The organism is Pseudomonas sp. AG1028 (assembly GCF_007993955.1).
In the GTDB taxonomy this organism is placed as follows: Bacteria; Pseudomonadota; Gammaproteobacteria; order Pseudomonadales; family Pseudomonadaceae; genus Aquipseudomonas; species Aquipseudomonas straminea.
This window is the reverse complement of sequence record NZ_VIVP01000002.1, coordinates 389,026-414,648: the sequence shown is the minus strand read 5'-3', so window position 1 is coordinate 414,648 and position 25,623 is coordinate 389,026. Positions and strand designations below refer to the sequence as shown.

The 25,623-nt window shown below is 62.3% G+C and carries 21 protein-coding genes and 1 tRNA gene; 7 read left to right on the top strand and 15 right to left on the bottom strand.

The window, feature by feature from the left end; translation table 11 throughout:
* Nucleotides 1-8: 8 nt before the first annotated feature.
* The 4 genes from topA to fadB form a co-directional block, all read right to left on the bottom strand.
* Complete coding sequence (gene topA / locus FB481_RS04980; protein WP_093501806.1) at nucleotides 9-2,615, bottom strand: type I DNA topoisomerase; 2,607 nt, start codon at nucleotides 2,613-2,615, stop codon at nucleotides 9-11.
* Between the two features lie 254 nt (nucleotides 2,616-2,869).
* Nucleotides 2,870-3,106 (bottom strand): DUF1653 domain-containing protein, encoded by a 237-nt coding sequence (locus FB481_RS04975; RefSeq protein WP_093502516.1) that lies wholly within the window; start codon nucleotides 3,104-3,106, stop codon nucleotides 2,870-2,872.
* 202 nt (nucleotides 3,107-3,308) lie between these two features.
* Nucleotides 3,309-4,484, bottom strand: coding sequence for an acetyl-CoA C-acyltransferase FadA (gene fadA, locus FB481_RS04970; protein WP_147175253.1), 1,176 nt, complete (start codon nucleotides 4,482-4,484; stop codon nucleotides 3,309-3,311).
* Nucleotides 4,485-4,514: 30 nt separating this feature from the next.
* Nucleotides 4,515-6,662, bottom strand: coding sequence for a fatty acid oxidation complex subunit alpha FadB (fadB, locus tag FB481_RS04965; protein ID WP_093501810.1), 2,148 nt, complete (start codon nucleotides 6,660-6,662; stop codon nucleotides 4,515-4,517).
* Between the two features lie 433 nt (nucleotides 6,663-7,095).
* On the opposite strand from fadB, the gene FB481_RS04960 reads away from it, so the two are divergent.
* Entirely contained in the window at nucleotides 7,096-7,917 is an 822-nt protein-coding gene (locus tag FB481_RS04960) for a hypothetical protein (RefSeq protein ID WP_093501812.1), read from the top strand.
* Nucleotides 7,918-7,943: 26 nt separating this feature from the next.
* Here FB481_RS04960 and FB481_RS04955 read toward each other — a convergent pair whose 3' ends face one another.
* Nucleotides 7,944-8,381 (bottom strand): hypothetical protein, encoded by a 438-nt coding sequence (locus FB481_RS04955; RefSeq protein WP_093501814.1) that lies wholly within the window; start codon nucleotides 8,379-8,381, stop codon nucleotides 7,944-7,946.
* An 88-nt stretch (nucleotides 8,382-8,469) separates the two neighbouring features.
* Between FB481_RS04955 and FB481_RS04950 the strand changes: the two genes are divergently transcribed.
* The gene (locus FB481_RS04950; protein WP_147175252.1) at nucleotides 8,470-8,913 is read left to right on the top strand and encodes a universal stress protein; all 444 of its coding nucleotides are present in this window, start codon (nucleotides 8,470-8,472) and stop codon (nucleotides 8,911-8,913) included.
* 76 nt (nucleotides 8,914-8,989) lie between these two features.
* Here FB481_RS04950 and FB481_RS04945 read toward each other — a convergent pair whose 3' ends face one another.
* Complete coding sequence (locus tag FB481_RS04945) at nucleotides 8,990-10,918, bottom strand: ATP-binding cassette domain-containing protein (RefSeq protein WP_147175290.1); 1,929 nt, start codon at nucleotides 10,916-10,918, stop codon at nucleotides 8,990-8,992.
* Nucleotides 10,919-11,289: 371 nt separating this feature from the next.
* Here FB481_RS04945 and FB481_RS04940 point away from each other — a divergent pair, with 371 nt between their 5' ends.
* A complete protein-coding gene (locus FB481_RS04940; RefSeq protein ID WP_147175251.1) occupies nucleotides 11,290-13,218 on the top strand; it encodes a transglycosylase SLT domain-containing protein in 1,929 nt (642 codons plus the stop codon).
* Between the two features lie 485 nt (nucleotides 13,219-13,703).
* Entirely contained in the window at nucleotides 13,704-15,344 is a 1,641-nt protein-coding gene (locus FB481_RS04935) for a hypothetical protein (protein WP_147175250.1), read from the top strand.
* Nucleotides 15,345-15,468: 124 nt separating this feature from the next.
* Here FB481_RS04935 and FB481_RS04930 read toward each other — a convergent pair whose 3' ends face one another.
* The 5 genes from FB481_RS04930 to moaB all read right to left on the bottom strand — a co-directional run bounded on the left by FB481_RS04930 (nucleotide 15,469) and on the right by moaB (nucleotide 20,128).
* Nucleotides 15,469-16,269 carry an MOSC domain-containing protein gene (locus FB481_RS04930; RefSeq protein ID WP_093501824.1) on the bottom strand — a complete coding sequence of 267 codons (801 nt, stop codon included), beginning with the start codon at nucleotides 16,267-16,269 and terminating at the stop codon, nucleotides 15,469-15,471.
* 72 nt (nucleotides 16,270-16,341) lie between these two features.
* Nucleotides 16,342-17,271, bottom strand: a complete 930-nt coding sequence (locus FB481_RS04925; protein ID WP_093501826.1) for a chemotaxis protein CheV — start codon at nucleotides 17,269-17,271, stop codon at nucleotides 16,342-16,344.
* A gap of 124 nt (nucleotides 17,272-17,395) precedes the next feature.
* Nucleotides 17,396-18,292 (bottom strand): lipid kinase YegS, encoded by an 897-nt coding sequence (gene yegS, locus FB481_RS04920; protein WP_147175249.1) that lies wholly within the window; start codon nucleotides 18,290-18,292, stop codon nucleotides 17,396-17,398.
* Nucleotides 18,293-18,380: 88 nt separating this feature from the next.
* Complete coding sequence (glp, locus tag FB481_RS04915; RefSeq protein WP_147175248.1) at nucleotides 18,381-19,592, bottom strand: gephyrin-like molybdotransferase Glp; 1,212 nt, start codon at nucleotides 19,590-19,592, stop codon at nucleotides 18,381-18,383.
* A complete protein-coding gene (moaB, locus tag FB481_RS04910; RefSeq protein WP_093501832.1) occupies nucleotides 19,589-20,128 on the bottom strand; it encodes a molybdenum cofactor biosynthesis protein B in 540 nt (179 codons plus the stop codon). The genes glp and moaB overlap by 4 nt, the downstream gene beginning before the upstream one ends.
* Before the next feature lie 68 nt (nucleotides 20,129-20,196).
* Between moaB and mobA the strand changes: the two genes are divergently transcribed.
* The 3 genes from mobA (at nucleotide 20,197) to FB481_RS04895 (ending at nucleotide 21,488) form a co-directional block, all read left to right on the top strand.
* Entirely contained in the window at nucleotides 20,197-20,769 is a 573-nt protein-coding gene (mobA, locus tag FB481_RS04905; RefSeq protein WP_147175247.1) for a molybdenum cofactor guanylyltransferase MobA, read from the top strand.
* 317 nt (nucleotides 20,770-21,086) lie between these two features.
* Nucleotides 21,087-21,308, top strand: coding sequence for a YgdI/YgdR family lipoprotein (locus FB481_RS04900; RefSeq protein WP_013792021.1), 222 nt, complete (start codon nucleotides 21,087-21,089; stop codon nucleotides 21,306-21,308).
* Between the two features lie 103 nt (nucleotides 21,309-21,411).
* Nucleotides 21,412-21,488, top strand: a tRNA-Pro gene (locus tag FB481_RS04895).
* A gap of 62 nt (nucleotides 21,489-21,550) precedes the next feature.
* On the opposite strand, the gene FB481_RS04890 is transcribed toward FB481_RS04895, so the two are convergent.
* The 4 genes from FB481_RS04890 to FB481_RS04875 all read right to left on the bottom strand — a co-directional run bounded on the left by FB481_RS04890 (nucleotide 21,551) and on the right by FB481_RS04875 (nucleotide 25,616).
* Nucleotides 21,551-21,733: a hypothetical protein gene (locus tag FB481_RS04890; protein ID WP_093501836.1), complete on the bottom strand. Its 183-nt coding sequence runs from the start codon at nucleotides 21,731-21,733 to the stop codon at nucleotides 21,551-21,553.
* A gap of 227 nt (nucleotides 21,734-21,960) precedes the next feature.
* Nucleotides 21,961-23,289 (bottom strand): dicarboxylate/amino acid:cation symporter, encoded by a 1,329-nt coding sequence (locus FB481_RS04885; RefSeq protein WP_147175246.1) that lies wholly within the window; start codon nucleotides 23,287-23,289, stop codon nucleotides 21,961-21,963.
* Between the two features lie 282 nt (nucleotides 23,290-23,571).
* Complete coding sequence (locus FB481_RS04880; RefSeq protein WP_093501840.1) at nucleotides 23,572-24,948, bottom strand: ATP-binding protein; 1,377 nt, start codon at nucleotides 24,946-24,948, stop codon at nucleotides 23,572-23,574.
* Nucleotides 24,939-25,616 carry a response regulator gene (locus FB481_RS04875; protein ID WP_147175245.1) on the bottom strand — a complete coding sequence of 226 codons (678 nt, stop codon included), beginning with the start codon at nucleotides 25,614-25,616 and terminating at the stop codon, nucleotides 24,939-24,941. The genes FB481_RS04880 and FB481_RS04875 overlap by 10 nt, the downstream gene beginning before the upstream one ends.
* Nucleotides 25,617-25,623 lie beyond the last annotated feature (7 nt).

The following is a 25,623-nucleotide window of genomic DNA, read 5'->3' as shown; positions in this document are numbered from 1 at the left end:
GGTACGGATCAACGCTTGTCTTCGACCTTCCACTTGCCGCCGTCGAAGAACGCCTTCCAGCCGGTGGGCTTGCCATCGACTTCGGTCTGCACGTACTGCTCCTTGGTCTTGCGGCTGTAGCGGATGACCGCTGCGCGGCCTTCCGGATCCTTGGCCGGCGCATCGATCAGGAAGTGGTACTTCGGATCGATTTCGTCCTTATGCGGCAACAGCTCGAGCACCAGCGGCGCACGGGTTTCGCGGTTCTTAGGGAACTGGCTGGCAGCCAGGAACAGCCCCGAGGCGCCGTCGCGCAGCACGTAGGTATCGTCGACCTTCTCGCACTTGAGCTCCGGCATCTTCACCGCGTCCATCTTGGGTGGCGCAGGCTCGCCGTTGCGCAGCAGTTTGCGGGTGTTCTTGCACTCACTGTTGGTGCAGCCGAAGAACTTGCCGAAGCGACCGGTCTTGAGCTGCATCTGGCTGCCGCACTTGTCGCACTCCAGACTCGGGCCTTCGTAACCCTTGATGCGGAACTGGCCCTGCTCGATTTCGTAACCCGCGCAATCCGGGTTATTGCCGCAGATATGCAGCTTGCGGGTTTCATCCAGCAGGTAGGCGTCCATCGCCGTGGCGCAGATCGGGCAGCGATGCTTACCCAGCAGCACGCGCGATTCGGATTCGCCTTCGTCATCGGCAGCGATCTCGTCGCCCGGCACCAGGTTGATGGTCGCCTTGCAGCGCTCTTTCGGCGGCAGGGCGTAGCCCGAGCAGCCGAGGAACACGCCGGTGGACGCGGTACGAATCATCATCGGCCGGCCACATTCGCGGCACGGAATGTCGGTCAGGGTCGGCGTGTTGGCACGCATGCCATTGTCGCCGTCGGCCGCCACTTCGAGCTTTTTCTTGAAGTCGCCGTAGAACTCGTCGAGCAGGTGCTTCCACTCGCGCTCGCCCTGGGCGACGTCATCGAGGTTCTCTTCCATGCCGGCGGTGAAGCCGTAGTCCATCAGGTCGGAAAAGCTCTCGCTGAGGCGTTCGGTGACGATGTCGCCCATCTTCTCGGAATAGAAGCGGCGATTGTGCAGCGCCACGTAGCCGCGGTCCTGGATGGTGGAAATGATCGCCGCGTAGGTCGACGGGCGGCCGATGCCGCGCTTTTCCATTTCCTTGACCAGGCTGGCTTCCGAATAGCGCGCCGGCGGCTTGGTGAAGTGCTGGCTAGGATCGAGCTTGATCAGCTTGAGCGACTCGCTTTCCTTCATTTCCGGCAGTACGGCGTCGTCGCCCGGCTTGCTCAGCTGCGGCTGGGCACGGGTGTAACCGTCGAACTTGAGGATGCGGCCCTTGGCACGCAGCTCGAACTGTGCGGCGTTGACGGTCACGGTGGTCGACAGGTACTCGGCCGGAGGCATCTGGCAGGCCACGAACTGGCGCCAGATCAGCTCGTACAGACGCTCGGCATCACGTTCCATGCCCGACAGCTGGGTCGGACGCAGGTTGACGTCAGAAGGACGAATCGCTTCGTGCGCCTCCTGGGCGCCTTCCTTGCTGGAGTAGAAGTTGGGCTTCTCCGGCAGGTATTTCTTGCCGTACTCCTTGTCGATGAAGCCGCGCACCATCTCGATGGCGTCGGCCGACAGGTTGGTGGAGTCGGTACGCATATAGGTGATGTAGCCGGCCTCGTAGAGACGCTGGGCCATCATCATGGTCTTCTTCACCCCGAAGCCCAGGCGCGTGCTGGCGGCCTGCTGCAGGGTGGAAGTGATGAACGGCGCAGTCGGCTTGCTGCTGGTCGGTTTGTCCTCGCGCTTGGCGACGCTGTAGCTCGACGCCTTGAGGGTCGCCAGCGCGGCCATGGCCTGGGCTTCGTTCAGCGGTTTGAAGGCGGCGCCGTTCTCACGAACCACTTCGAAGCGCACCTGGGCATCCTTGGCGGTACCCAGGTCGGCGTGCACTTCCCAGTATTCTTCAGGCACGAAGGCGCGGATTTCCTTCTCGCGCTCGACCACCAGCTTCACGGCTACCGACTGCACACGACCGGCCGACAGGCCACGGGCGATCTTCGCCCACAGTAGCGGAGAAACCATGTAGCCCACCACGCGATCCAGGAAGCGGCGCGCCTGCTGAGCGTTGACACGGTTGATGTCCAGCTCACCCGGGGCGGAGAACGCCTCCTGGATGGCCTTCTTGGTGATCTCGTTGAACACCACGCGTTTGTAGCGGCTGTCATCGCCACCGATGGATTCGCGCAGGTGCCAGGCGATGGCCTCCCCCTCTCTATCCAAGTCGGTCGCGAGATAGATGGTGTCGGCTTCCTTGGCCAAGCGGCGCAGTTCCTCGACCACCTTCTCCTTGCCAGGCAGGATTTCGTATTTGGCTTTCCAGCCGTGCTCCGGGTCGACGCCCATGCGCGCGAACAGCTGGCGTTTGGCCTTTTCCTTCGGCGACAGCGCCGGCGCTTCGCCTGCTGCTGCCTTGCCGCGCTTGGCAGGTTCCTTGGTAGCCGCCCCGCCGCTGGTGGGCAGGTCGCGGATATGGCCGATGCTCGACTTCACCACGTACTGGCTGCCCAGGTACTTGTTGATGGTCTTGGCCTTGGCCGGGGATTCCACGATGACCAGCGATTTACCCATGGATTGGAAAATTCCTGAAATTCGGTAAGTGAAGGCGACAGACGCCTGAAAACACTGTTGGGCGTATCGAGCCGACGTTTATCACGTCGACGATGAAGGCGCCCGCTCGAGGGAGCGAACGCAAAAAGCGTGGTGCTGCCGCAGCCCGGAGTGGTGCTTTTGCACATCTCCGATGGCCCTGCGCTCAGCTTTGGCCCCGCTATATATAGTGGCGGTCAAGGCAAGGTCAAGGGCGAGCGCTTTTCGCAGTGCCCTCAGGGGCGACTGAAAAGGCTCGCTTCGGCCTCGACCAAAGCAAAGCGCGGAACCTGCTCGCCGTCCAGTTCCACCTGGCTGGTGAACATCGACAGCGGTCGTACCCACAAGCCGTATTCTCCATACAGCGCCTGGTAGACCACGACTTCCTCTTCCGTCTCCGAATGCCTGGCCACACCCAGCACGCGGTACTCGGGACCTTTGTAATGACGGTAGAGACCGGGTTGCAGCGACATCATTCAATTTCCTGGAAAGTTTTTCGTCCGATACAAAGGAACGACCTCGACAATTGCCCGACGGTTCGCCCTGCTTGGCCTCCACGATTGGCGGAGCACCAAAAAACAAAAACCGGGGCAGAAGCCCCGGTTGTGCAACCTGTACAGCGGACTCGAAGAACTGCCGCGCTACCTTATATAGCGCAGCAGCCCTGGCGAATCGTCAGATGCGCTCGAACACCGTGGTAATGCCCTGGCCCAGGCCAACGCACATGGTCGCCACGCCAAAGGTGCCGTTGTTCTGCTTCATCACGTTCAGCAGGGTACCGGAGATACGCGCCCCGGAACAACCGAACGGGTGCCCCAGCGCGATGGCGCCGCCGTGCAGGTTGACCTTCTCTTCCATCTTGTCGAGCAGTTTGAGGTCCTTGAGCACAGGCAGGGCCTGGGCGGCGAAGGCTTCGTTGAGCTCGACGAAATCGATGTCGTCGATGGTCAGGCCGGCGCGCTTGAGCGCTTTTTGGGTAGACGGCACCGGGCCGTAGCCCATGATCGCCGGATCGACACCGGCCACGGCCATGGCACGCACCACGGCCATCGGCTGAATACCCAGATCCTGAGCACGCTGGGCGCTCATGACGATCATGCAGGAAGCGCCATCGGTGATCTGCGAGGAAGTACCCGCAGTGACGGTGCCGCCCTTGGGATTGAACGCCGGCTTGAGGTTGGCCAGGCTTTCCAGGGTAGTTTCCGGGCGAATGGTTTCGTCGTAGTCGAAGACCTTAAGGAAGCCGTTCTCGTCATAGCCCTGCATCGGGATGATCTCGTCCTTGAACTTGCCTTCCACCGTGGCCTTGTGGGCCAACTGGTGGGAGCGCACGCCAAACTTGTCCTGGGCCTCGCGGCTGATGTTGTGCATCTTGCCCAGCATCTCGGCGGTCAGGCCCATCATGCCGGACGCCTTGGCGGCGTACAGCGACAGGTGTGGGTTCGGGTCGACGCCATGCATCATGCCGACGTGGCCCATGTGCTCGACGCCGCCGACCACGAATACATCGCCGTTACCGGTCTGGATCGCTTGTACGGCGGTGTGCAGCGCGCTCATCGACGAGCCGCACAGACGGCTGACGGTCTGCCCGGCACTGGTGTGCGGAATCTGGGTCATCAACGAGGCCATGCGTGCGATGTTCCAGCCCTGCTCGAGGGTCTGGTTGACGCAGCCCCAGATCACGTCTTCGACTTCCTTGGGGTCAACCTTGCTGTTGCGTTCCAGCAGTTTGCTGATCAGTTGCGCCGACATGGTTTCAGCACGGGTATTACGGTGCATGCCGCCCTTGGAACGACCCATCGGGGTCCGGCCGAAGTCGACGATGACTGCATCTCTTGGATTCAGGCTCATAAATTCACTCTCGCTCCAATCGTTGCGCGATTAACCGAAGAAGGCCTGGCCGTTTTTGGCCATTTCACGCAGTTTCTCGGTCGGCTTGTACAGCGCGCCCAGATCGGCGTACTTGTCGGCCAGGGCCACGAATTCGGCAACCCCGACGCTGTCGATGTAACGCAGCGCACCACCGCGGAAGGGCGGGAAGCCGATGCCGTAAACCAGGCCCATGTCGGCCTCGGCGGCGGTCTCGACGATGCCGTCTTCCAGGCAGCGCACGGTTTCCAGGCACAGCGGGATCATCATGATGTTGACGATGTCCTCGTCGCTCAGCTCACGCTGCTCCTTGACGATCGATTTGAGCAGCTCGTAGGCCTCCGGATCGCTGACCTTCTTCGGCTTGCCGCGCTTGTCGGTCTCGTAAGCGTAAAAGCCCTTGCCGTTCTTCTGGCCCAGGCGGTTGGCGTCGTACATCACGTCGACCGCGGTACGGCCGTCGACGGCCATGCGATCCGGGAAGCCTTCGGCCATCACGTCACGGCCGTGGTGGCCGGTGTCGATGCCGACCACGTCGGACAGGTACGCCGGGCCCATGGGCCAGCCGAACTTCTCCATGACCTTGTCGATACGCGCGAAGTCGACGCCGAAGCTCAGCAGCGTGGCGAAACCGCCGAAGTACGGGAACAGGATGCGGTTGACCAGAAAGCCCGGGCAGTCGTTGACCACGATCGGGTTCTTGCCCATCTTCTTGGCGTAAGCCACGGTGGTGGCCACCGCCTCGTCACTGGACTTCTCGCCGCGGATCACTTCGACCAGCGGCATCATGTGCACCGGGTTGAAGAAGTGCATGCCGACGAAGTTTTCCGGGTGCTTGAGGGCCTTGGCCAACAGACTGATGGAGATGGTCGAGGTGTTGGACGCCAGGATGGTGCCCTCCTTGACCGCGCCTTCGACCTCGGCCAGCACGGCCTGCTTGACCTTGGGGTTCTCGACCACGGCTTCGACGACAATGTCGACGTGGCCAAAGTCGCCGTAGGACATGGTCGGGCGAATGGCGCTCAGCGATTCGGCCATCTGCGCGGTGGTCATGCGGCCTTTCTCGACGCGCTTGGCTAGCAGCTTGGAAGCCTCGCCCAAGCCCATCTTGATGCCTTCCTCGCGGATATCCTTCATCAAGATCGGCGTGCCCTTGGAAGCCGACTGGTAGGCGATGCCGCCACCCATGATGCCGGCGCCCAATACGGCAGCCAGCTTCACGTCCTTGGCGATGGCGTCGTGAGCCTTGGCCTTTTTCTTGAGCTCCTGATCGTTGAGAAACAGGCCGATCAGGCTCTTGGCGACAGAAGTCTTGGCCAGCTTGGCGAAACCGGCGGCTTCGACTTCAAGCGCCTTGTCACGGCCGAAGTTGGCGGCCTTCTGGATGGTCTTGATTGCTTCGACCGGCGCCGGGTAGTTCGGGCCAGCCTGGCCGGCCACGAAGCCCTTGGCGGTTTCGAAGGCCATCATCTGCTCGATGGCGTTGAGCTTGAGTTTCTCGAGCTTGGGCTGACGCTTGGCCTTGTGGTCGAGCTCGCCAGAGATGGCGCGCTTGATCAGGTCCAGGGCAGCGGCCTGCAGCTTGTCGGCGGCGACCACGGCGTCGACCGCGCCGACCTTGAGGGCTTCTTCGGCACGGTTTTCCTTGCCGGAGGCGATCCACTCGACCGCGTTGTCGGTACCGATCAGGCGCGGCAGACGTACGGTGCCGCCAAAGCCTGGGTAGATGCCCAGTTTGACTTCCGGCAGGCCGATCTTGGCACCTTCGGCCATGACCCGGTAGTCGGCAGCCAGGCACATTTCCAGACCGCCACCCAGGGCGATGCCATTGATGGCGACTACGGTGGGCACGTTCAGGTCTTCGAAATCGCTGAAGATCTTGTTGGCTTCCAGGCCGCTGGAAACCAGCTGCTCTTCGGGCAGCTTGAAGTTGTCGACGAACTCGGTGATGTCGGCGCCGACGATGAACACGTCCTTGCCGCTGCTGACGATAACGCCCTTGATCGAGGCATCGGCCTTGATCGCATCGACGCTCTGGCGCAGCTCGCTCAGGGTCAGACGATTGAACTTGTTGACGGACTCACCCTTGAGGTCGAACTTGAGTTCGACGATGCCGCTTTCAAGAGCCTTAACCGTGATGGCTTTACCTTCGTAAATCATCAACTGATCTCCACGCTAAGGGAATCTGAACAGTACACACCGGAGCCAACCGGCCAATTCACGCTACGAACAACGTAGACGAAAAAGGGCTACCCGCCGATGCGATAGTCGGACTGGATTGGGCATTTGCGAAGAGGCAAACACTCAATTCATACGCCCGTTTGATTTGGGTGAGCACACCTTCAGGCAAAAGCCTGCGATTGTCAATTGGCGTTATGTAGCCGCATACAGCTGGCACTACGCAGACCATACAGTCAGTTTGAGGGCAGACGAAAAGCCGATCAGTCGCGTCGATAATCCATCATTCGAGAGGCATGGATCGCCTCTGTGCAAGCGCTAGCCAAAACCCTCGACCGCGGGTAGAGTCGCGCCCATTCGGCTGCCACCGAAGCCAAAAACAACAAGAACGACACGATGACACCGAGGTATCCGCATGCCAGCCCAATTGCGTGCCTTCTCTCTGCATACCCTCCTGCTCGGCGCTCTGGCGCTGCACGCTTCCAACCTCTTCGCCAGCACCGCCGACGACTTCCAGCACCTGCAGGACTTCCACCTCGCCACTCAGAAAAGCCTGGCCGACTTCTACATGTACAACAGCATGGAAGGCGACCAGCGTTACGCGAAGATGATCGAGGCGTCGCGCCAACAGGCCCGCGAACAGCTCAGCAAACTGTCCAGCCTGCAGGACGTGGGCGCCGCACGCCTGCAGACGCAGCTGCAGGAACAGTGGCAGCTTTACGACGCCGAGCTGAAGAGCCTGATGAGCGTCATGCAGAAACAGGGTTACACAGATTTGCAGCCGGTGGCGGACATGGCGACGCGCAACCGCCAGGTACTGGAAACCGCCCAGGCGCTTTACGAGGCGCTGCAACGTATGGACGGCAGCGCCATCAGCGCACAGATGGCCGCCACCCGCGAGCTCAGCGTGCTGATGCAGAGCATCGCGGTGAACTACGCGGCGCGCAGCGCCTCGGTGGGCGCAAGCTTCTCGGGTGACAGCAGCGAGCGGCCTATCGAAGACCTGGTGAGCGACTTCTCCGCACGCCTGAACGCACTGCGCAACCAGCAGGCCAACAGCGCGGCGATCAATACCGCGCTCGACGGCGTGGCGATCAAGTGGCGTTACATCGAAGGTTCGCTGCGCAATTACAACGAAAAGAGCGTGCCATTTCTGGTCAACAAGTACTCGGACAGCATCATTCGCAGCCTGGCGGATGTCGACGCGCTCTACGCGCAGTCAGGCAGCCAGTCGTGATTTTGCGCGGCGAGCAGACGTACGACTCAGGCGTTGGATTTGAGAAATGCGGCGATTGCCGTCAGGGAATCGGGCTGGCCACGTTCACCCCAGCACAGCGCGATCATCTGCGGTGTGGCTTCGGCCTTGTAAACATCGGCCGGCAAGCTGGCGAGCTGCTCGGCCAGCGCCGCATCGGCGCAGGGCTCCTGCCACTTGTTCAGCCACTGACCCGGCTCGCGTTGCCAATAGCACCAGCTGTCCTGGCGCCCGCGGGGCCGCGGATGGTGGTACTGCGGGCACGGATTGGGCGGTGTCTTGCCCAGCCAGTACGGCCACTCCTCGCGGGCCAGCTGCATCGCCAAACCGAGGCGACGGGCCTGCAGGCGTACGTCCATCTGGCCCCGCTGACGCCGCGACGGCACCAGCCAGACCAGCGGACTAAGGGCTAAGACCAGCAGGGCCAGAACGATCCATCCCGTCATAATTTCTATCTCGACTGCGCAACCTGTGGTAAATGCTCAAACCAGCCATACTTGAAATCACTGGTCACCCTTGTAAGGAGACAACCCCATGTCCTACCAGCACATTCTGGTCGCCGTCGATCTGACCGAGGAGTGCGACCCGGTAATGAAGCGCGCCCAGGCGCTGGCCAGCAGCACTCAGGCCAAGCTATCCGTGGTGCATATCGTCGAACCGATGGCCATGGCCTTTGGCGGTGACGTACCGATGGACCTGTCGATGCTGCAACAGCAGCAGTTCGAACAGGCCAAGGAGCGCCTCGACGCCTTTGCCATCAAATACCCGCAGCTCAGCGCCGAAAGCCGCCACTTGGCCTACGGTCAGCCGCGCCAGGAGATTCACCGCCTGGCCGCCGAACAGCACTGCGACCTGATCATCGTCGGCAGCCACGGCCGCCATGGCCTGGCCCTGCTGCTGGGGTCCACCGCCAACGACGTGCTGCATGGCGCACCGTGCGACGTACTGGCCGTCAGTCTCAAGAAACCTTCGGCCTGATCAGCCCTGACGAACGACGCCGGGTACCCGCCCGGCGTCGTCGTATTCGATCATCCCGGCGCGGCGCCCTCACCTGTTAGCCTTCCAGCTCAGCCCAACGCTCGACCAGGCGATCCAGTTCTTCCTGTTGAGCCTGTAGTTGCGCCAGAACGGCGGCGGTCTGCTCGGCCGGCTGCTGGTAGAAGGCCGGATCGGCGATCTTGGCCTCCAGCGCGGCAATTGCCTGCTCGGCGGCGTCGATCATCTCAGGCATGGCGTCCAGCTCACGCTGGTGCTTGTAGCTGAGCTTCTTCTTGGCCGCTGGTGCAGCCGCGGCAGCCTCGGCGACCGGTGCTTCGGCGACCGGCGCTTCGACGATGGCCGAACCCAGTTCGGCCTTGCCCGACTTGCTCTCACCCACACCGAGCAAGCGCGGTGAGCCGCCCTGACGCAGCCAGTCCTGATAACCGCCAACGTACTCGCGGACCTTGCCTTCACCTTCGAAGACCAGGGTGCTGGTCACCACGTTGTCGAGGAAGGCCCGGTCGTGGCTGACCATCAGCACGGTGCCCTTGAAGTTGGAGAGCACCTCTTCGAGCAGCTCCAGAGTTTCCACGTCCAGATCGTTGGTCGGCTCGTCGAGCACCAGCAGGTTGGCGGGCTTGCTGAAAAGCTTGGCCAGCAGCAGGCGCGCGCGCTCACCACCGGACAGCGCCTTGACTGGCGTACGGGCACGCTGCGGGCTGAACAGGAAGTCGCCCAGGTAGCTCAGCACGTGACGGTTCTGGCTGTCGATCTCGATGAAATCGCGGCCTTCGGAAATATTGTCGATGACGGTCTTTTCCACATCGAGCTGGTGACGCAACTGGTCGAAGTAGGCCACCTCGATCTTGGTGCCCTGCTCCACCTTGCCGGCGGTCGGCTGCAGGCCATCGAGCATCAGCTTGAGCAGCGTGGTCTTGCCGGTACCGTTAGCGCCGAGCAGGCCGATGCGGTCGCCGCGCTGCAGCACCATGGAAAAATCCTTGATCAGCAGTGGGCCGCCCGGATGGGCGAAGCTGACGTTTTCCAGCACCATCACCTGCTTGCCGGACTTATCCGCCACATCCAGCTGAATATTGGCCTTGCCGGTGCGCTCACGGCGCTCACTGCGTTCGACGCGCAATGCCTTGAGGGCGCGCACGCGGCCTTCATTACGGGTACGGCGGGCTTTGATGCCCTGACGGATCCACACTTCTTCCTGGGCCAGTTTCTTGTCGAACAGCGCGTTGGCGGTTTCCTCGGCGGCCAGCGCGGCCTCCTTGTGCACCAGGAAACTGGCGTAATCACCGTTCCAGTCGATCAGGCCACCGCGGTCCAGTTCCAGAATGCGCGTGGCCAGGCTCTGCAGGAAGGCACGGTCGTGGGTGATGAACAGCACGGCGCCCTGGAAGTCCTTGATAGCCTCTTCGAGCCAGGCGATGGCGCCGATATCCAGGTGGTTGGTCGGCTCGTCGAGCAGCAGCAGATCAGGCTCGCTGACCAGCGCCTGGGCCAATAGCACGCGGCGGCGCCAGCCACCAGACAGTTCGGCCAAGGTCTTGTCGGCCGGTAGTTGCAGGCGGCTCAGGGTGCTGTCAACCAGTTGCTGCAGGCGCCAGCCGTCCTTCGCTTCCAACTCTTGCTGCACGTGCATGAGCTTGTTGAGGTCTTCTTCGGTCACGCAGTTCTGCGCCAGATGATGGTACTGGGCGAGCAGATCACCCACGCCATCGAGGCCCTGGGCGACCACGTCGAATACCGTGCGGCCATCGGCGACCGGCAGTTCCTGAGGCAGCTCGCCGATCTTCAGGCCCGGCGCCCGCCAGATGGCGCCATCGTCGGGCTTCTGCTGGTCGTTGACCAGCTTGAGCATGCTCGACTTGCCGGTGCCGTTACGGCCGATGATGCACACCCGCTCACCGCGGGCGATCTGCCAAGACACCTTGTCCAGCAGCGGCATGGCGCCAAAGGCCAGGGATACATCGGTGAACTTGAGCAGGGTCATCAGGGTTGCCTCGACAATACGAAAGTGGTGGGCGAAAGCCTGGATGCGCTGCAAAGGCTCGCCGCTACCGACCACGAAACTGATCCGGCTGGCGTGCGCCAGCCAAAAACGGGCGCGTATTCTAACCGAGAAGGCCGACGCCGTCTTTGAGCCTCCGTGCCGATCATCGACGTGACATAAACAGACATGCGCCAGCTACCGGCGGCCCTTTCGCGGCACGCTGGCAAAAGGCTAAGCTAGCGACCGTTGCCGCCCGCCGCGCCTGACGATGCCCCCATCGCCGTGGCACACACCGGCAACCGCCCCCTGGGCCTGTCAGGCGACCAGCATCGGTCCGGTCGCGCCCGCTCACGAATGACCCCGGAAGTGCCATGCGCTGTCGTTTGCCCAGTCTGTTGTCCTGCCTGCTCCTTTGCGCCGCCATCTCCCCGCTCAGCCAGGCCGCGAGCCTGCAGCAGCAGCGCCAGTACTACGACGAGGCCAAGGCGGCGCTCGCCAAGGGCGACAAGGGACCTTACGAACGCTACGCCAGCGCCCTGCGCGACTACCCGCTGACGCCTTACCTGGCCTATGACGAGCTGACCGCGCGCCTGAAGTGGGCGAGCAACCAGGAAATCGAAGCCTTTCTCGCCGCCCACGGCGACCTGCCCCAGGCCAGCTGGATGAAATTGCGCTGGTTGCGCTGGCTCGCCGAGCGCGGCGAATGGCAGACCTTCGCCAAGTACTACGACCCGGGGCTCAACTTCACCGAACTGGACTGCCTCAATGGCCAGCGCCAGCTTGCCCAGGGCCAGACTGCCGAAGGCTACGCCACCGCCGAGAAGCTCTGGCTGGTCGGCAAATCCCAGCCCGAAGCCTGTGACCGCCTGTTCGACCGCTGGGCCGCCGAAGGCCAGCTGACCGAACAGCGCCGCTGGCAGCGCGCCAAGCTGGCCGCCGAAGCGCGCAACTACAGCCTGGCGACCTTCCTGAGCAAGGACCTGCCGACTCTGAGCAACCACGGCAAACTGCTCGTAGAAGTCGCCCAAAAGCCGCAGATGCTGACCCAGACCGCCCGCTTCACCCCGGCTGACGACGCCATGGGCGATGTGGTCAGCCTTGGCCTGCGGCGCCTCGCTCGCCAGGATCCGGAGCAGGCCCTGAGCCTGCTTGAAGGCTACTCGCAGCGCATGCGTTTCTCCGACCAAGAAAAGGTCGCCATCGCCAACGAGATCGGCCTGACCCTGGCGCGCCGTTTCGACCCGCGCGCCCTCGACGTGATGGCCAAGTACGATCCCAACCTGCGTGACGATACCGTCAGCGAATGGCGCGCCCGCCTGCTGCTGCGCCTGGGCCGCTGGGACGAAGCCTACAAACTGATCAGCCGCATGCCACCGTCCCTGGCCACCACCAACCGCTGGCGCTACTGGCAGGCGCGCAGCCTGCAATTGGCGCAACCCAACAGCAAGGCTGCCCAGCCGCTGTTCCACGAGCTGGCCAAGGAGCGCGACTTCTACGGTTTCATGGCGGCCGATCAGGTCAAAGAACCCTATTTCCTGAAGAACGCGCCGCTGCAGCTGAGTCCTGCCGTGATCAAGAAAGTACGCAATGCCCCCGGCATCCGACGTGCCATGGAATTCCACGACCGCGGCCAGGTAGTCGAAGGGCGCCGCGAGTGGTACCACGCCAGCCGCCATTTCGACCGCGACGAACTGGTCGCCCAGGCGCGGCTGGCCTATGACATGCAGTGGTACTTCCCGGCAATCCGCACCATCAGCCAGGCGAAATACTGGGACGATCTGGATATCCGCTTCCCCATGGCACATCGCGATTCGCTGACCAGCGAGGCCAAGAAACGTGGCCTGCATTCAAGCTGGGTTTTCGCCATCACCCGCCAGGAAAGTGGCTTCATGGCTGATGCCAAGTCTCACGTCGGCGCCATGGGTCTGATGCAGGTGATGCCGGCCACCGCCAAGGAGACCGCACGCAAGTTCGGCATCCCCCTGAGCAACCCGAACAATGCGCTGCTGCCCAGCGTCAACATCCAGCTGGGCGCCGCCTATCTGAGCCAGATCTACGGCCAGTTCAACGGCAACCGGGTGCTGGCCTCGGCCGCCTATAACGCAGGCCCGGGCCGTGTGCGCCAGTGGCTGCGCGGCGCCGATCACTTGTCCTACGATGTGTGGGTGGAGAACATTCCGTTCAACGAGACCCGCCAGTACGTGCAGAACGTGCTGTCCTACGCGGTGATCTACGGCGACAAGCTCAACGCGCCCCAGCCGCTGGTTGGCTGGCATGAGCGCTTCTTCGAGGGTCAATGAACATCAGCCAAAATGCTGAGCTCCGGTTCTGTCACCCTGGCCTCCACTGACTGAAACCACAAACCCGACAACAGCCGCTGCAGGGCAAGCCTGCAGCGGATCGTACGCAGAACAGCCTGCTTGGCTGAGCCCTGTGACTGCCTCCAGTCTCTCCAGCTAGGTAGCTGACAGCCTCCAGCATCCTCCCTTCTCGCTCGGCATCCGCAGCGCTCTGGCGCAGTGATCCGCAACCTCCAAGGCTCGATCAGCCGCCTGTGGGTAACGTAGTTGACTCACGCAGGGAACCAGTTTGCCGCCCAAACCACCCAGCGATATGGCTTTCTCACTGGAGAAGGCGGCTGATTACTGCCCCAGCCCTCCAACTGCGCGCAAGGAGCTAGGCCATTTCAGCCCAAAGCACATAACAACGATGAAACAGCAACATCACTGACTGCCCTGCTACGCGGCTTGATGCCTTGTATGTCATAAAGAAAAGAGGATTTGTTATGGATGGAGTTTCGCGCGGTACCCCTGCATTACCAGCTGTATCGCATACCCAGGTCGGAAATGACTCTCGCGCCGAGGGCCGCCGAGCAACCGAGATAAGTGCAGCACAGCGCCAAGCACAGAACCAGCGTGAGATACATGAACACCTGGACGGTATGTTCCAGAAATATCGCAAACCCACCACGTTGCCACCAGGCGCTAGCGCGCAAGATCATGCGAAAGTCGCCGAGCACAATAGAAAGATCGACGCTCTGGTGAGCTCCCGAGCCGAGCTGCTGGCGAGTGAAGGCGAAGATCTCGATTCAGTTCGCAGAACGCTGGATAACGCCCATTCACTCGACAGCAAGTCGACGTCAGGCTCTTCATTGGTCGCAGGATTGCCGTTCGCCTTGGTTGCGATTGCTCAGCATCTCTACCCCAACCTGGTGGAGGCCCCTGCCAAGATGTTGACCAGCCTTGCTGGCACCACTTCCCCAGTTGCCGAAGCGGCAGCTCAAGGCCTGGTTGCTGCTCTAGAAGCGGTCGCGATCGATCAGGTATCCACCGCCGCTCAGAATGAAATGAACAAGGACTTGCTGTTTTTCAAAGCACCTGAGGACAACTTGCACGATGTCATGGTGGAGGCGTTGAAAGACAAGGAGCCAGGATGGTTGACACAGTCCGGTACTGGCGCCGCGGAAATGCAAACCTTCAGTGTGCGTAATGTGTTGCGTAACGGCCTTGACATACACCTCTCTTCTCAGGCGAATCAGCCCGGTCTTCGGCCGGAAGCGCAAGCGGCAGCGACAACCAAGGCCGCGAACGCCGGGACGACAATCACCAGTGCCGGCGGTGTTTTAGCGTCAATGGGGGCAGCGCATCTTGCACGTATGCGGGAAGAAAAGAGTGGCCTACGCGATCCTGCGCAAATCTTCGCGCGCAAAGATGCCGAGCCCAAGGAAAATCTCGCCGATGAAAGGGACTGGTACGACATCTATAAAGCGGCCAAAGACACCAGTTGGAAGGCTATGGCCAGTCATGGTGGCAGCCGCGTAGGCAATGCCGCGATGGGCACCCTGAGTAGTACCCTGGACGGCGCACGAAGCCTCGGCACTGCGCGTAGCGTTCTGGCCAATGGCGGCTTTGCGGCAACGTTTAGCGGGGTCAGCGCCATTCAGAAAGCGGCGACGGCCCCGATCAGCAATCCTCTTGCCAAGGCTGCGGTCAACAATGCGATCAACCTTGTCGGCTCAGCTACGGCGTTTGGCGTGTACGGCGCCATGAACGCCGTGGGTCAGAAAGTGGCCGATAAAGCCTCAGAGTGGTACGACAGAGACAACCACGCGGCCCCCAAAGCGGCCGCTCGCCAGGCGATGGAGTCCGCGCGTGACGGGACAAAGCACGCCGTCGAGGCAACACGCAACGGGACAAGCCACGCCATAGAAGCCACGCGTTACAGCGCAAACCAAGCGCTCGAATCCACACGCAATGGGATCAACTCGGCACTTGCAACAGGCCGACAAACATTCGATACCGCTGCCGCCATGGTGGGTAGCATCGACTCGGACGCGATAACTCGACAGCTGATGGGGCAAGTCAATGAACTACGTCAGCGCCAGCGACAACAGCCGAATGAGGAAGATGGTATAGAGATGGTCTAAATATGCGCTGACCGTACGAGCACCAGCGCCTTTCGACTCGTTACTCCTCGTAGTAAGAGTCGAAATGGCAATACGGGCCAAGCCAAGGATGGCAGCCCCATGTGTACACGTTTGTAGCTCCCGCCTACTGCAATATTTCAACCGGCATGCCGACGCGCAGCTCACCGTTGCCATGGTTGATCAGGTTCTGCCCGAACAGGATGCCGTCCTCGCCCTGGCGATAGCTGCGCAAGGTGGTCAGCGGTTCACGGTCGGCGCTGCGCTCGCCGGTCTTGGGGTCGATGGTGGTGATCACGCAGCGCGAGCAGCGTTTGGCCAAGGTGAACTCGGCTCCACCAATGCGGATACGCTTCCAGGTGTCCTCGGCGTATGGCTCGGCGCCCTGCACCACCAGGTTGGGGCGAAAGCGCAGCATCTCCAGCGGGCGACCGACCCGCGCCACCAGATCGTCCAGCGACGCCTGGCCGATCAGCAGCAGTGGAAAGCCATCGGCAAAGCCCACCTTCTCGTCACCGTTGACATTGCCTTCGATAAAACGCGCCCGCTCGGCAGGCACGTGCACCAGGCGACAGCCCCTGCCCATGAACGCACTGCCCCAGGCGGCGGCTTCGTCACCGGCGTCCGGTACGCGCAGGGTATCGCGCCAGATGATCACGCCACGCAGCGCCTGGTCGGGATCCGGCAACGCTACTTCCAGCGTGGGCATGCCCGGCGCGTTCAGTGTCAGCCCGCCAGACAGGTTCCAGCGCGCCTGCAACTGGCTCATCTGGGGAAAGGTACGCTGGGTCATGAACCGCCCGGTTTCCGCGTCCGCGAACATCCAGCGGCGATCGCCGGCGACGCCCAGATCATCGAGCTGCAGGCTTGGCAGGGATTCACCCATGGCGGATTTGAGGGGAAAGCGGTACAGCGCGGAGAGGTGCATGGCTCGGCGTCCTGACTTGAGCGAAACGGCGGTTATACGCAAACCGCCGTTGGGGCTCAAGCAGCCAGAGCCTTACTTTTCGTCCAGGGCGAGGCGCTGACGAATCACATCCACCAGTTTGTCCGGCTGGAACTTGGACAGGAAGTTGTCGCAACCGACCTTCTTGACCATCGCATCGTTGAAGCTGCCGGATAGTGAGGTGTGCAGCACCACATAGAGGTCGCGCAGGCGCGGATCCTGGCGAATCTCGGTGGTCAGCCGATAGCCGTCCATTTCAGGCATTTCGGCATCGGTGAACATCATCAGCAGCTTGTCGGTGATCACCTCGCCCGCATCGGCCCAGGCTTTGAGCATCCTCAAGCCTTTCAGCCCATCGGTGGCGACATGCAGCTTGATGCCCAGTTGAGTCAGGGTGTCGCGCAGCTGCGCCAGAGCCACACTGGAGTCGTCGACCAGCAGCACCTCCCGGCCACGAGCTTTTTCCAGCAGAGGATCGGCCAGGCGGTCACCGGAAATGCGCGTGTCGTAGGGCACGATCTCGGCCAGCACCTTTTCCACGTCGATAATCTCGACAAGCTGGTCATCGACCTTGGTAATGGCTGTCAGGTAATGCTGACGCCCCGCCCCGCCGGGCGGCGGCAGGATGGATTCCCAGTTGAGATTGAGAATGCGGTCGACGCCGCCGACCAGGAACGCCTGAATCGAGCGGTTGTACTCAGTAACGATGATGGTGCTGCGCTCATCCGGCACGATCGGGCGCATGCCGATGGCCTGGGACAGGTCGATGACCGGCAGCGTCTGGCCACGCAGGTGGATCACCCCACAGACGAACCGATGCCGGTGCGGCATCAGGGTCAGCTTGGGCATGTGCAGCACTTCCTGCACCTTGAAAACGTTGATGGCGAACATCTGCCGGCCCGCCAGACGGAACATCAGGATTTCCAGGCGGTTCTCGCCTACCAACTGCGTCCGTTGATCAACGGTGTCGAGAATACCGGCCATTATTCGCTCCTGTGAGGCGTGGTGTTCGTATGAAGCTATCGGCCAGTCGTGCAATTACTGTAGGCGGCATGGCGCAACGCCATCTTGCACCAGCGCGCGGCGGCGCACCAGCAATACCCGCTGATCAGTCGTGCAGCAACGGCGAGCCTGCCGGCAAATGCAGCCGCAACGCCTGAGGCCTTGCAGCGAAGCGTAGACGATGCCCGCCACGGGGCTCACCATCGAGGTTCAGATCCAGGCCCTCGGGGGCGTCGATTTCCAGCCAGGGCACGCGCGCGCTGATCGACACACCCTCAATACCCTTCAAGCCGCCGGACAGCAGCGTGCCAAGCGTTCCGACCACATCGGAGGCGGCCGGCACGATGCACACGTCCAGCAAGCCGTCGTTCACAAGGGCATGGGGGCACAGCACATGCCCGCCGCCTGCCTGGCGACCGTTGCCGATGCCGAGGGCGAGGAACTCGCCTTCCCAGGCGAAATCCGGCCCCTTGAAGCGGCCAAAGGCCGAGCGCACCTCGGCGAAGCGGGTCAGGCCGGTTAGCATATAGGCCGCCCCACCCAGGAAGCGTTTGAGGTCTTCCGAGGTATTGGCCGTGATGTTGGAGCCAAAGCCGCCGGTGGCCATGTTGAGAAACAGCTCGCCATCGACCTCGCCCAGGTCGATCGGCTGCGCCGGCGTGTCGAGCAGGGCCAGGGCCTCGCCAGGCGTCAGCGGAATACCGGCGGCATGGGCGAAATCGTTGGCGGTGCCCAACGGCAGCAATACCAGGCTGGCATCGGTCTCGGCCTTGGCCATCGCTTCGGCGACATCGCGCAGCGTGCCGTCCCCGCCGCCGGCGATCAGCGTCGGGTAGCCTGCCTGCAGCGCTTCGGCGACCAGGCGCTGAGCATCGCCCGCCTCCCAGGTCAGCCGCACGGCCAGGTCCCAGCACTTCTCACGCTGGCTGTTGACCGCCACGCGCACCTCTTCGTTGAGGGCCTGCTTGCCATGAAGGATCAACAGGGCTTTACGCTCTTGCATAAGGGCTCCGATACAGAAAAGAAGTCTGTGCTGCCTAATGCAGACAGCGTGCGGCGGGAATAATCACGCCCGTCGCACGCGCCTGTCGTCAGCCGAGCAGTTCGCTCATCGGGATAAAGCGCACGGGATCGCCTTCAGCCAGCGTGGCACCTTCTAGCACCTGGGCCAGCCCCTCGGCCCAGGCTGCGCTGCGCAGCACCCCCGAACTCTGGTTCGAATAGGGCACCACGCGACCGTTTTCAAGGCGCGCGCGCAGAAACTCGCGGCGCTTGCCCGGTTTGGGCCAGGTGAAACCCGCCGGCACGCTGAAGCCCAGGGGTTCGACCTTCTGCACACCCAGGCGGCGCAGCAGATAGGGGCGCGCCAGCAGACCGAAGGTCACCAGCGTCGAGGCCGGATTGCCGGGCAGGCCGATCACCGGACACCCGCGGAACTCGCCGACGGTCAGCGGCTTGCCCGGCTTGATCGCTAGCTTCCACAACGCCAATTCGCCGGCTTCGCGCAGGGCTATACCGAGAAAATCCGCCTCACCGACCGACACGCCGCCGGTGGACAGGATCAGGTCGACATCTTCCAACTCACCGAGCGCCTGACGCGTACGCTCAAGGTTATCGGGCAGGATGCCGGCGTCGATGACTTCGCAACCTAGACGCTGAAGCCAGGCGACCAGCAGATAACGGTTGCTGTTGTAGATCTGCCCGGCGCCCAGTTCATGGCCGGGTTCGATCAGCTCATCACCGGTGGACAGCACCGCCACCCGCGGTTTGCGGCGAACCGCCAGCTGCGCCAGGCCGATGGACGCCGCCAGCCCCAGCTCGACGGGCCCCAGCCGCGTACCGGCAGCCAGCAGCGTTTCGCCCTTACGATTTTCCTGACCTTGGGGGCGGATGTTCTGCGCGATCTTCATCGGCTGATTGAAGTGCACGCGACCGTCCTCGCCGACACTGACGTTCTCCTGCATCTCCACCGTATCGGCGCCATCGGGCACCGGTGCACCGGTGAAGATGCGCGCACAGGTGCCGGGCCGCAGCGCATCGGGCGCCATGCCGGCAAGGATGCGCTGGCTGACTTCCAGCGGCTCGCCCTGACAGTCGGCCAGGCGTAATGCGTAGCCGTCCATGGCGCTGTTCGGCCAGGGCGGCAGGTCAAGGCCGGCGACCATGGGTTCGGCCAGCACGCGACCATCGGCTTCAGCCAGGTCGACTCGCTCGTGCTCGACGATCGGCGCGGCCTCGGCCAGTTCCAGCAGCCGAGCCAGGGCCTGTTCCACCGGCATCAACGGGGAATGCGCCTCGCTCATCCGCGGCTCTCGCACGGCGCGGCGAGCTTCAGGTGTGGCACGAAATTGCACGGGCGATGACGCGCATCGAGCTGTTCGGCGAGGATGCCGTCCCAGCCGGTGCGGCAGGCGTTGGTCGAGCCCGGCAGGCAGCACACCAGGGTGCCGTTGGCCAGGCCGGCCAGCGCGCGGGACTGGATGGTAGAGGTGCCGATGTCGGCGGTGGAAATCTGCCGGAACAGCTCGCCGAAACCATCGACCTGCTTGTCGAGCAGGCAGGCCACCGCTTCCGGTGTACTGTCACGACCGGTGAAGCCGGTGCCGCCGGTGATCAGCACCACCTGCACGACGTCTTCGGCGATCCAGGTGGCGACCTGGGCGCGGATCTTGTAGAGGTCGTCCTTGAGCAGCACCCGATCGGCAAGGTTATGGCCCGCCGCCTTGAGGCGGTCGACGAAAAGTTGCCCGGAGGTATCGGTTTCCAGCGTGCGGGTATCGCTGACCGTCAGCACGGCGATATTCAGGGGCACGAATGGCGCATCGGCCTTGTGGCTCATGGCAGGCTTCCAGTTGTGGTCGACAAAGGCCGGTGTTATACCACAGCGCCACCTCCGGAGACCCCGCCATGCCCGCCACCGCAATGCCCCAGCCCTTCTCCGTGGTACTGCTCGCAGGCGGCCGGGGCCAGCGCATGGGCGGCCTGGACAAGGGCCTGGTCCACTGGCAGGCGCGGCCGATGATCGCATGGCTGCACGAGGTGGTTCGCCCACTCACCGACGACCTGATCATCTCCTGCAACCGCAACCAGGAGAACTACGCGGCCTACGCCGACCGCCTGGTCGGCGACGACAGCGCTGACTATCCGGGCCCGCTGGCCGGCATCCGAGCCGCCCTGCAGGTCGCCCGCCACCCATTGCTGCTGGTGCTGCCGTGCGATGCCCCCAGGGTCGACCGCACGCTGATCGAGAGCCTACTCGTCCTGGCCGAGGATCATCCGGTCATGGCACAGCGCGACGGTTACTGGGAGCCGCTGTTCGCGGTCATACCCGGCCGCCTGCTGCCATCATTGGAAGAGGCCTGGCAGGCTGGCGAGCGTAGCACCCAGCGCTGGCTGCGCGCCCACCAGCCCGCGGCGCTGGTCTGCGAGACGGATGATCCGCGCCTGAGCAACCTCAACTCGCCCGACCTGCTCGACTAAGAACCTGTTCAGAGTGTGCTGCACGTCGGCACTGCGGCGTTAAAAACAGGCTCGGAAAGCCGCTTGCGGCTAACGCACTTCAGTGCGGCCCGAAGGGCGAGCGGAGCGAGTAATGCTCATTTACAGCTCATAAACTCCGCGTCCTCGCCTGTTTTGCGGGGCCGCCTAGGCCTTGCATTGCTCTAGCTCGCGAGACTTTGAACAGGCTCTAAGGCTTGCAGCGGGCGCGTCATCCGAGCATAAATAGGGCGGAACTTGAGCTTGGCGCTTTCGTCTGAGCCAAGGTAATCACTCAGCTTCGATTTAGGAGACAAGCCATGAAGCAACGGACTACCGCTGCGTTTCTACTCGCCTTCGGCCTGGTTACCCTGGCAGGTTGCTCTACCCCGTCGGTGATCACCCTCAACGATGGCCGTGAAATTCAGACCGTCGACCGTCCCGACTTCGACAAGGACACCGGTTTCTACGAGTTCGAGCAGTTGGATGGCAAACGCACCAAGGTCAACAAGGACCAGGTTCGTACCGTCAAGGAGCTGTAAGCGTCTTTTCTACTCAAGGGCGCATGCCGAACGCGGCGCCCTGATTAAAAATTTTTGCTAACCCCTTGTGCAGCAAAAGTTTTTGAGTAGAATTTAGCGCATTCGGAGTGTAGCGCAGCTTGGTAGCGCGTCTCGTTCGGGACGAGAAGGTCGCAGGTTCGAATCCTGTCTCTCCGACCAAATCCCAAAAAAACCGGCCTTGATGGCCGGTTTTTTCGTTTCTGGCATTTAACTCTCAGAGCTCAGCCCTCACCACCCCCACCACAGGCGATGAGTTCGATCAGGCCCATCTGGTACCATTTGTTCTGGCAACTCCAGCCATGCTCGAACGTCCAGGCACTGGCGGTGCCGCTAAATGCTATTCCAGCTACCAGCGCCGCGGCCAGCGTCAGGCTACGTGAGCGCGTGTTCTTCATGCGTTTCATGGAAACCTCACCATTCATCCAGGATTGATGAGCGGCGCCACGCGTTACAACTGTCGATCACGCGAAGCGCTACCCGCCTGGTAATGCTCCTGCCGAACCCTGCCCCGCTCAATAGAACAGGTGACCTAAAGGCGACGTGCCAGCCCAGTTTCATGCACCCATAAAAAAGCCCGCCACAAGGGCGGGCCAGGTGACCTTCCCTGCCGGGAAGGTCGACGACATTGCTATCAGGACACCTTGCCAGCGTTGTCGGCAGGTACGGCCACCACGTCCGGACGACCACCGGAAGCCAGCTCGCGCTGCAGGGTGTCTTCGTCCAGCTCCTTGCACCACTTGGCGACCACGATGGTGGCGACGCCGTTACCGACTAGGTTGGTCAGCGCGCGGGCTTCGGACATGAAACGGTCGATACCCAGGATCAGCGCCAGGCCGGCAACCGGCAGGTGGCCGACGGCAGACAGGGTGGCGGCCAGAACGATGAAGCCGCTACCGGTCACGCCAGCAGCACCCTTGGAAGCAACCAGCAGCACCAGCAGCAGAGTGATCTGGTGGGTGATGTCCATCGGGGTATCGGTAGCCTGGGCGATGAACACCGCGGCCATGGTCAGGTAGATCGAGGTACCGTCGAGGTTGAAGGAGTAGCCAGTCGGGATTACCAGACCAACGACCGACTTCTTGGCACCGAGCTTTTCCATCTTGGTCAGCATGCGTGGCAGGGCCGACTCCGACGACGAAGTACCCAGCACGATCATCAGCTCTTCGCGGATGTAGCGAATCAGGCGCAGAACGCTGAAACCGTGAGCACGGCAGATACCGCCCAGTACCACGAGCACGAAGAAGAAGCAGGTGATGTAGAAGCACAGCATCAGTTGGCCCAACTGCACCAGCGAGCCGACACCGTACTGACCGATGGTGAAGGCCATGGCACCGAAGGCACCGATGGGCGCGAGCTTCATGATCATGTTGATGATGCCGAACATGACGTGGGCGATGCGATCGATGAACTCGAGCACCGGGCGACCGAACTCACCCATGCGCTGCAGAGCGAAGGCAAAGATCACCGAGAAGAACAGCACCTGCAGGATGTCGCCGTTGGCGAACGCGCCGACCACGGTTGCCGGAATCACGTTAAGGATGAAGCCGATGGTGGTCTGCGCTTCACCAGCCTGGGCATAGGCGGCGATTTTGCTGGCATCCAGCGTGCTCGGATCGACGTGCATGCCGACGCCCGGCTGCACGACGTTGACCACGACCAGACCGATGATCAGGGCAATGGTGGAGACGATTTCGAAATACAGCAGCGCGTAGCCGCCGGTCTTGCCGACTGCCTTCATGTCCTGCATGCCGGCGATGCCGCTGACGACGGTGCAGAAGATGATGGGTGCGATGACCATCTTGATGAGCTTGACGAAGCCATCGCCTAGCGGCTTGAGGGCGACGCCCGTTTCAGGATAGAAGTGACCGAGGAGAATGCCGATGGTGATAGCAGCCAGCACTTGGACATAGAGCATTTTGTAGAACGGTTGACGGACAACTTCATGCGTTGTGGCAGTCATGGTGAATCCTCTCGGGTGCGGCAATGACATCCTGCGACGTCCGCACCACCTTTCTTGTTTAGGCGCCAACCCTCCTGACCTGGAGGGATTTGTTATAGGGCGCTCTCGCGACCTTGACGCTGCAAAAGCAAGCGCCATGCCACACAGGAAATATCCGGATAAACCTTTGACTGGCGTGGGTTTTAGCAAAGATTTCGGCCGCCCTGGCGCGGCCGATGGCGGTTTTCCGCACAGGCACTCAGGCGAGCGTGGCGGATTCCCACCAAAACGGTGGACTGGCGCTCAGATCCGTACCCGAAACGCCGCCCCACCGAGCTCGGACTCTTCGAGAAATAGCTCACCTTCGTAGCTTTCGATGATGTCCTTGACCACAGCGGTACCGATGCCCTGCCCTGGATGCTGGGTGTCCAGACGCTCGCCGCGGCGCAGGATGCGCTCGCGTTGATCGACCGGAACGCCTGGGCCATCGTCCTCGACGCACAGCTCGCAGGTGCCGCCTTCGATAAGAGCGCCGATGCGCACCTGCCCCAGGCACAGGCGGTAGGCGTTTTCCAGCAGGTTGCCGAGCAGTTCGAGCAGTGCTGCACGCTCCATGGGAATTTCAAGCCAGGCATCGAACTGGCGCTGCACACTGACCTGTTTGCCGCGATAGACCTTGTCGAGGGCGTCGCAGAGGTTGTCCACCACCCCGGCAAGCGGCACCCGGTGGCGCACCAGGCCGCTCTTGCGCAGGCTGGCGCGCTGCAGCTGATAGCCGATCTGCTGGCTCATGCGCTCGATCTGCCCCTGCAGGATCTGCGACTGCTCGCGGTTCTGCGGCCGGGTGGCGATCACCTCGGCTGCGCCCTGCAGCACCGACAAAGGGGTCTTCAGGCTGTGCGCCAGGTCATCTAGAGAATGGCGGTAGCGCTCGCGCTGCTGGCGTTCACTGTCCAGCAGGCGGTTCAGCGAGCCGGTCAGGCGCAGCAGCTCGCGCGGATGCTCATCGCTCAGGCGTTCGCGCAGGCCACCCTCCACTTCGTCCAACTCTTCACGCAACCCGCGCAGGCTGCGAAAGCCCCAGGTCAGGCCGAACCACAGCAGCCCCAGAAGCAGCAGCAGCGCACCGCCGAGCCACAGGTAGAGTTGTTTGGTGAAATCCCGGTACAGCGCCAGGGTGTCGCTGGCCGGCTGCAGGGTGACGATACTGAACGCCGCACTCTGCCCGCGTAGCAGCTTGATCTCCACATCATAGAGGTAGAACTCGCGGCCCTGACGGTCCTCTACACGCAGCAGCTCGTCGCCACGGCCGTCGTAGCTGGGCAGGTAGGACAGGGAAATATCGCGGGTAGAAGGCGACTGCCACAGCAGCGTGCCGTCCCGGTCGTAGATGAAGCCCAGTAATTGAGCATCCGGCAGGTCGAACTCCTCGTCGGGCAGCTTGATGGGCATGCGCAGCTTGCCATCGTCGGTGCGGGCAGCGGATATCAGCGCGCCGGTGTCGGCGGCCAGGCGTTTCTCGACGGATTTTTCCAGGGCGATCAGAAAGGCGCCCTGCAAGGTTGGTAGCAACGCCGCCATGAACAGCACGGCGATAACCGTACTGCCGAGCATCAGGCGCAGGCGTAGCGAGGAAATCCAACGCGCCTTGAGTTGCGCGAAACCTCGGGTCACCGGCATCTCTCGGTGAACAGATAGCCCTGGCCGCGCACCGTTTCGATCGGTTTGAAGCCGTTGCAGCTTTCCAGCTTGCGACGCAGGCGACCGACCAGCACTTCGATCACGTTGGGATCGCGCTCCTCATCATCGGGATACAGCTGTTCGATCAGGCGTTCCTTGGGCACCACCTGCTGGTGGTGGCGCATCAGGTATTCAAGGATGCGGTACTCGTAAGCGGTCAGGCCCATGCCACTCCCCTCGATCAGCGCCTGCTTGCGGTTCATGTCGAGCAGCAGCGGGCCTGCTTCGATGGTCGACTGAATGAAGCCGGAGGAGCGGCGCAGCAACGCATTGAGGCGCGCCTCGAGTTCCTCGAACTGAAAGGGCTTGACCACGTAATCGTCGGCGCCCGAGGCCAGGCCTTCGACCTTGTCCTGCCAGTTGCCGCGGGCGGTGAGAATCAGAATGGGAAAGGTCTTGTCGCGGCTGCGCAACTGACGGATCAGGTCCAGCCCGCTGATGCCTGGCAGACCAAGATCGATCACCGCCAGATCATGATGGTATTCATCGACGCGATACAGCGCTTCCTCGGCGTTAGCGACCGCGTCCACCACGTGGCCTTGTTCGCCGAGTCGGGTATACAGATAGTGGCGCAGCAGCGCCTCATCCTCCACGACCAGCAATTTCATCGTTGCA

Coding starts and splice junctions, on each gene's coding strand:
- topA (WP_093501806.1), bottom strand. CDS start 2,615: ATGGGTAAATCGCTGGTCATCGTGGAATCCCCGGCCAAGGCCAAGACC.
- FB481_RS04975 (WP_093502516.1), bottom strand. CDS start 3,106: ATGTCGCTGCAACCCGGTCTCTACCGTCATTACAAAGGTCCCGAGTAC.
- fadA (WP_147175253.1), bottom strand. CDS start 4,484: ATGAGCCTGAATCCAAGAGATGCAGTCATCGTCGACTTCGGCCGGACC.
- fadB (WP_093501810.1), bottom strand. CDS start 6,662: ATGATTTACGAAGGTAAAGCCATCACGGTTAAGGCTCTTGAAAGCGGC.
- FB481_RS04960 (WP_093501812.1), top strand. CDS start 7,096: ATGCCAGCCCAATTGCGTGCCTTCTCTCTGCATACCCTCCTGCTCGGC.
- FB481_RS04955 (WP_093501814.1), bottom strand. CDS start 8,381: ATGACGGGATGGATCGTTCTGGCCCTGCTGGTCTTAGCCCTTAGTCCG.
- FB481_RS04950 (WP_147175252.1), top strand. CDS start 8,470: ATGTCCTACCAGCACATTCTGGTCGCCGTCGATCTGACCGAGGAGTGC.
- FB481_RS04945 (WP_147175290.1), bottom strand. CDS start 10,918: ATGACCCTGCTCAAGTTCACCGATGTATCCCTGGCCTTTGGCGCCATG.
- FB481_RS04940 (WP_147175251.1), top strand. CDS start 11,290: ATGCGCTGTCGTTTGCCCAGTCTGTTGTCCTGCCTGCTCCTTTGCGCC.
- FB481_RS04935 (WP_147175250.1), top strand. CDS start 13,704: ATGGATGGAGTTTCGCGCGGTACCCCTGCATTACCAGCTGTATCGCAT.
- FB481_RS04930 (WP_093501824.1), bottom strand. CDS start 16,269: ATGCACCTCTCCGCGCTGTACCGCTTTCCCCTCAAATCCGCCATGGGT.
- FB481_RS04925 (WP_093501826.1), bottom strand. CDS start 17,271: ATGGCCGGTATTCTCGACACCGTTGATCAACGGACGCAGTTGGTAGGC.
- yegS (WP_147175249.1), bottom strand. CDS start 18,292: ATGCAAGAGCGTAAAGCCCTGTTGATCCTTCATGGCAAGCAGGCCCTC.
- glp (WP_147175248.1), bottom strand. CDS start 19,592: ATGAGCGAGGCGCATTCCCCGTTGATGCCGGTGGAACAGGCCCTGGCT.
- moaB (WP_093501832.1), bottom strand. CDS start 20,128: ATGAGCCACAAGGCCGATGCGCCATTCGTGCCCCTGAATATCGCCGTG.
- mobA (WP_147175247.1), top strand. CDS start 20,197: ATGCCCGCCACCGCAATGCCCCAGCCCTTCTCCGTGGTACTGCTCGCA.
- FB481_RS04900 (WP_013792021.1), top strand. CDS start 21,087: ATGAAGCAACGGACTACCGCTGCGTTTCTACTCGCCTTCGGCCTGGTT.
- FB481_RS04890 (WP_093501836.1), bottom strand. CDS start 21,733: ATGAAACGCATGAAGAACACGCGCTCACGTAGCCTGACGCTGGCCGCG.
- FB481_RS04885 (WP_147175246.1), bottom strand. CDS start 23,289: ATGACTGCCACAACGCATGAAGTTGTCCGTCAACCGTTCTACAAAATG.
- FB481_RS04880 (WP_093501840.1), bottom strand. CDS start 24,948: ATGCCGGTGACCCGAGGTTTCGCGCAACTCAAGGCGCGTTGGATTTCC.
- FB481_RS04875 (WP_147175245.1), bottom strand. CDS start 25,616: ATGAAATTGCTGGTCGTGGAGGATGAGGCGCTGCTGCGCCACTATCTG.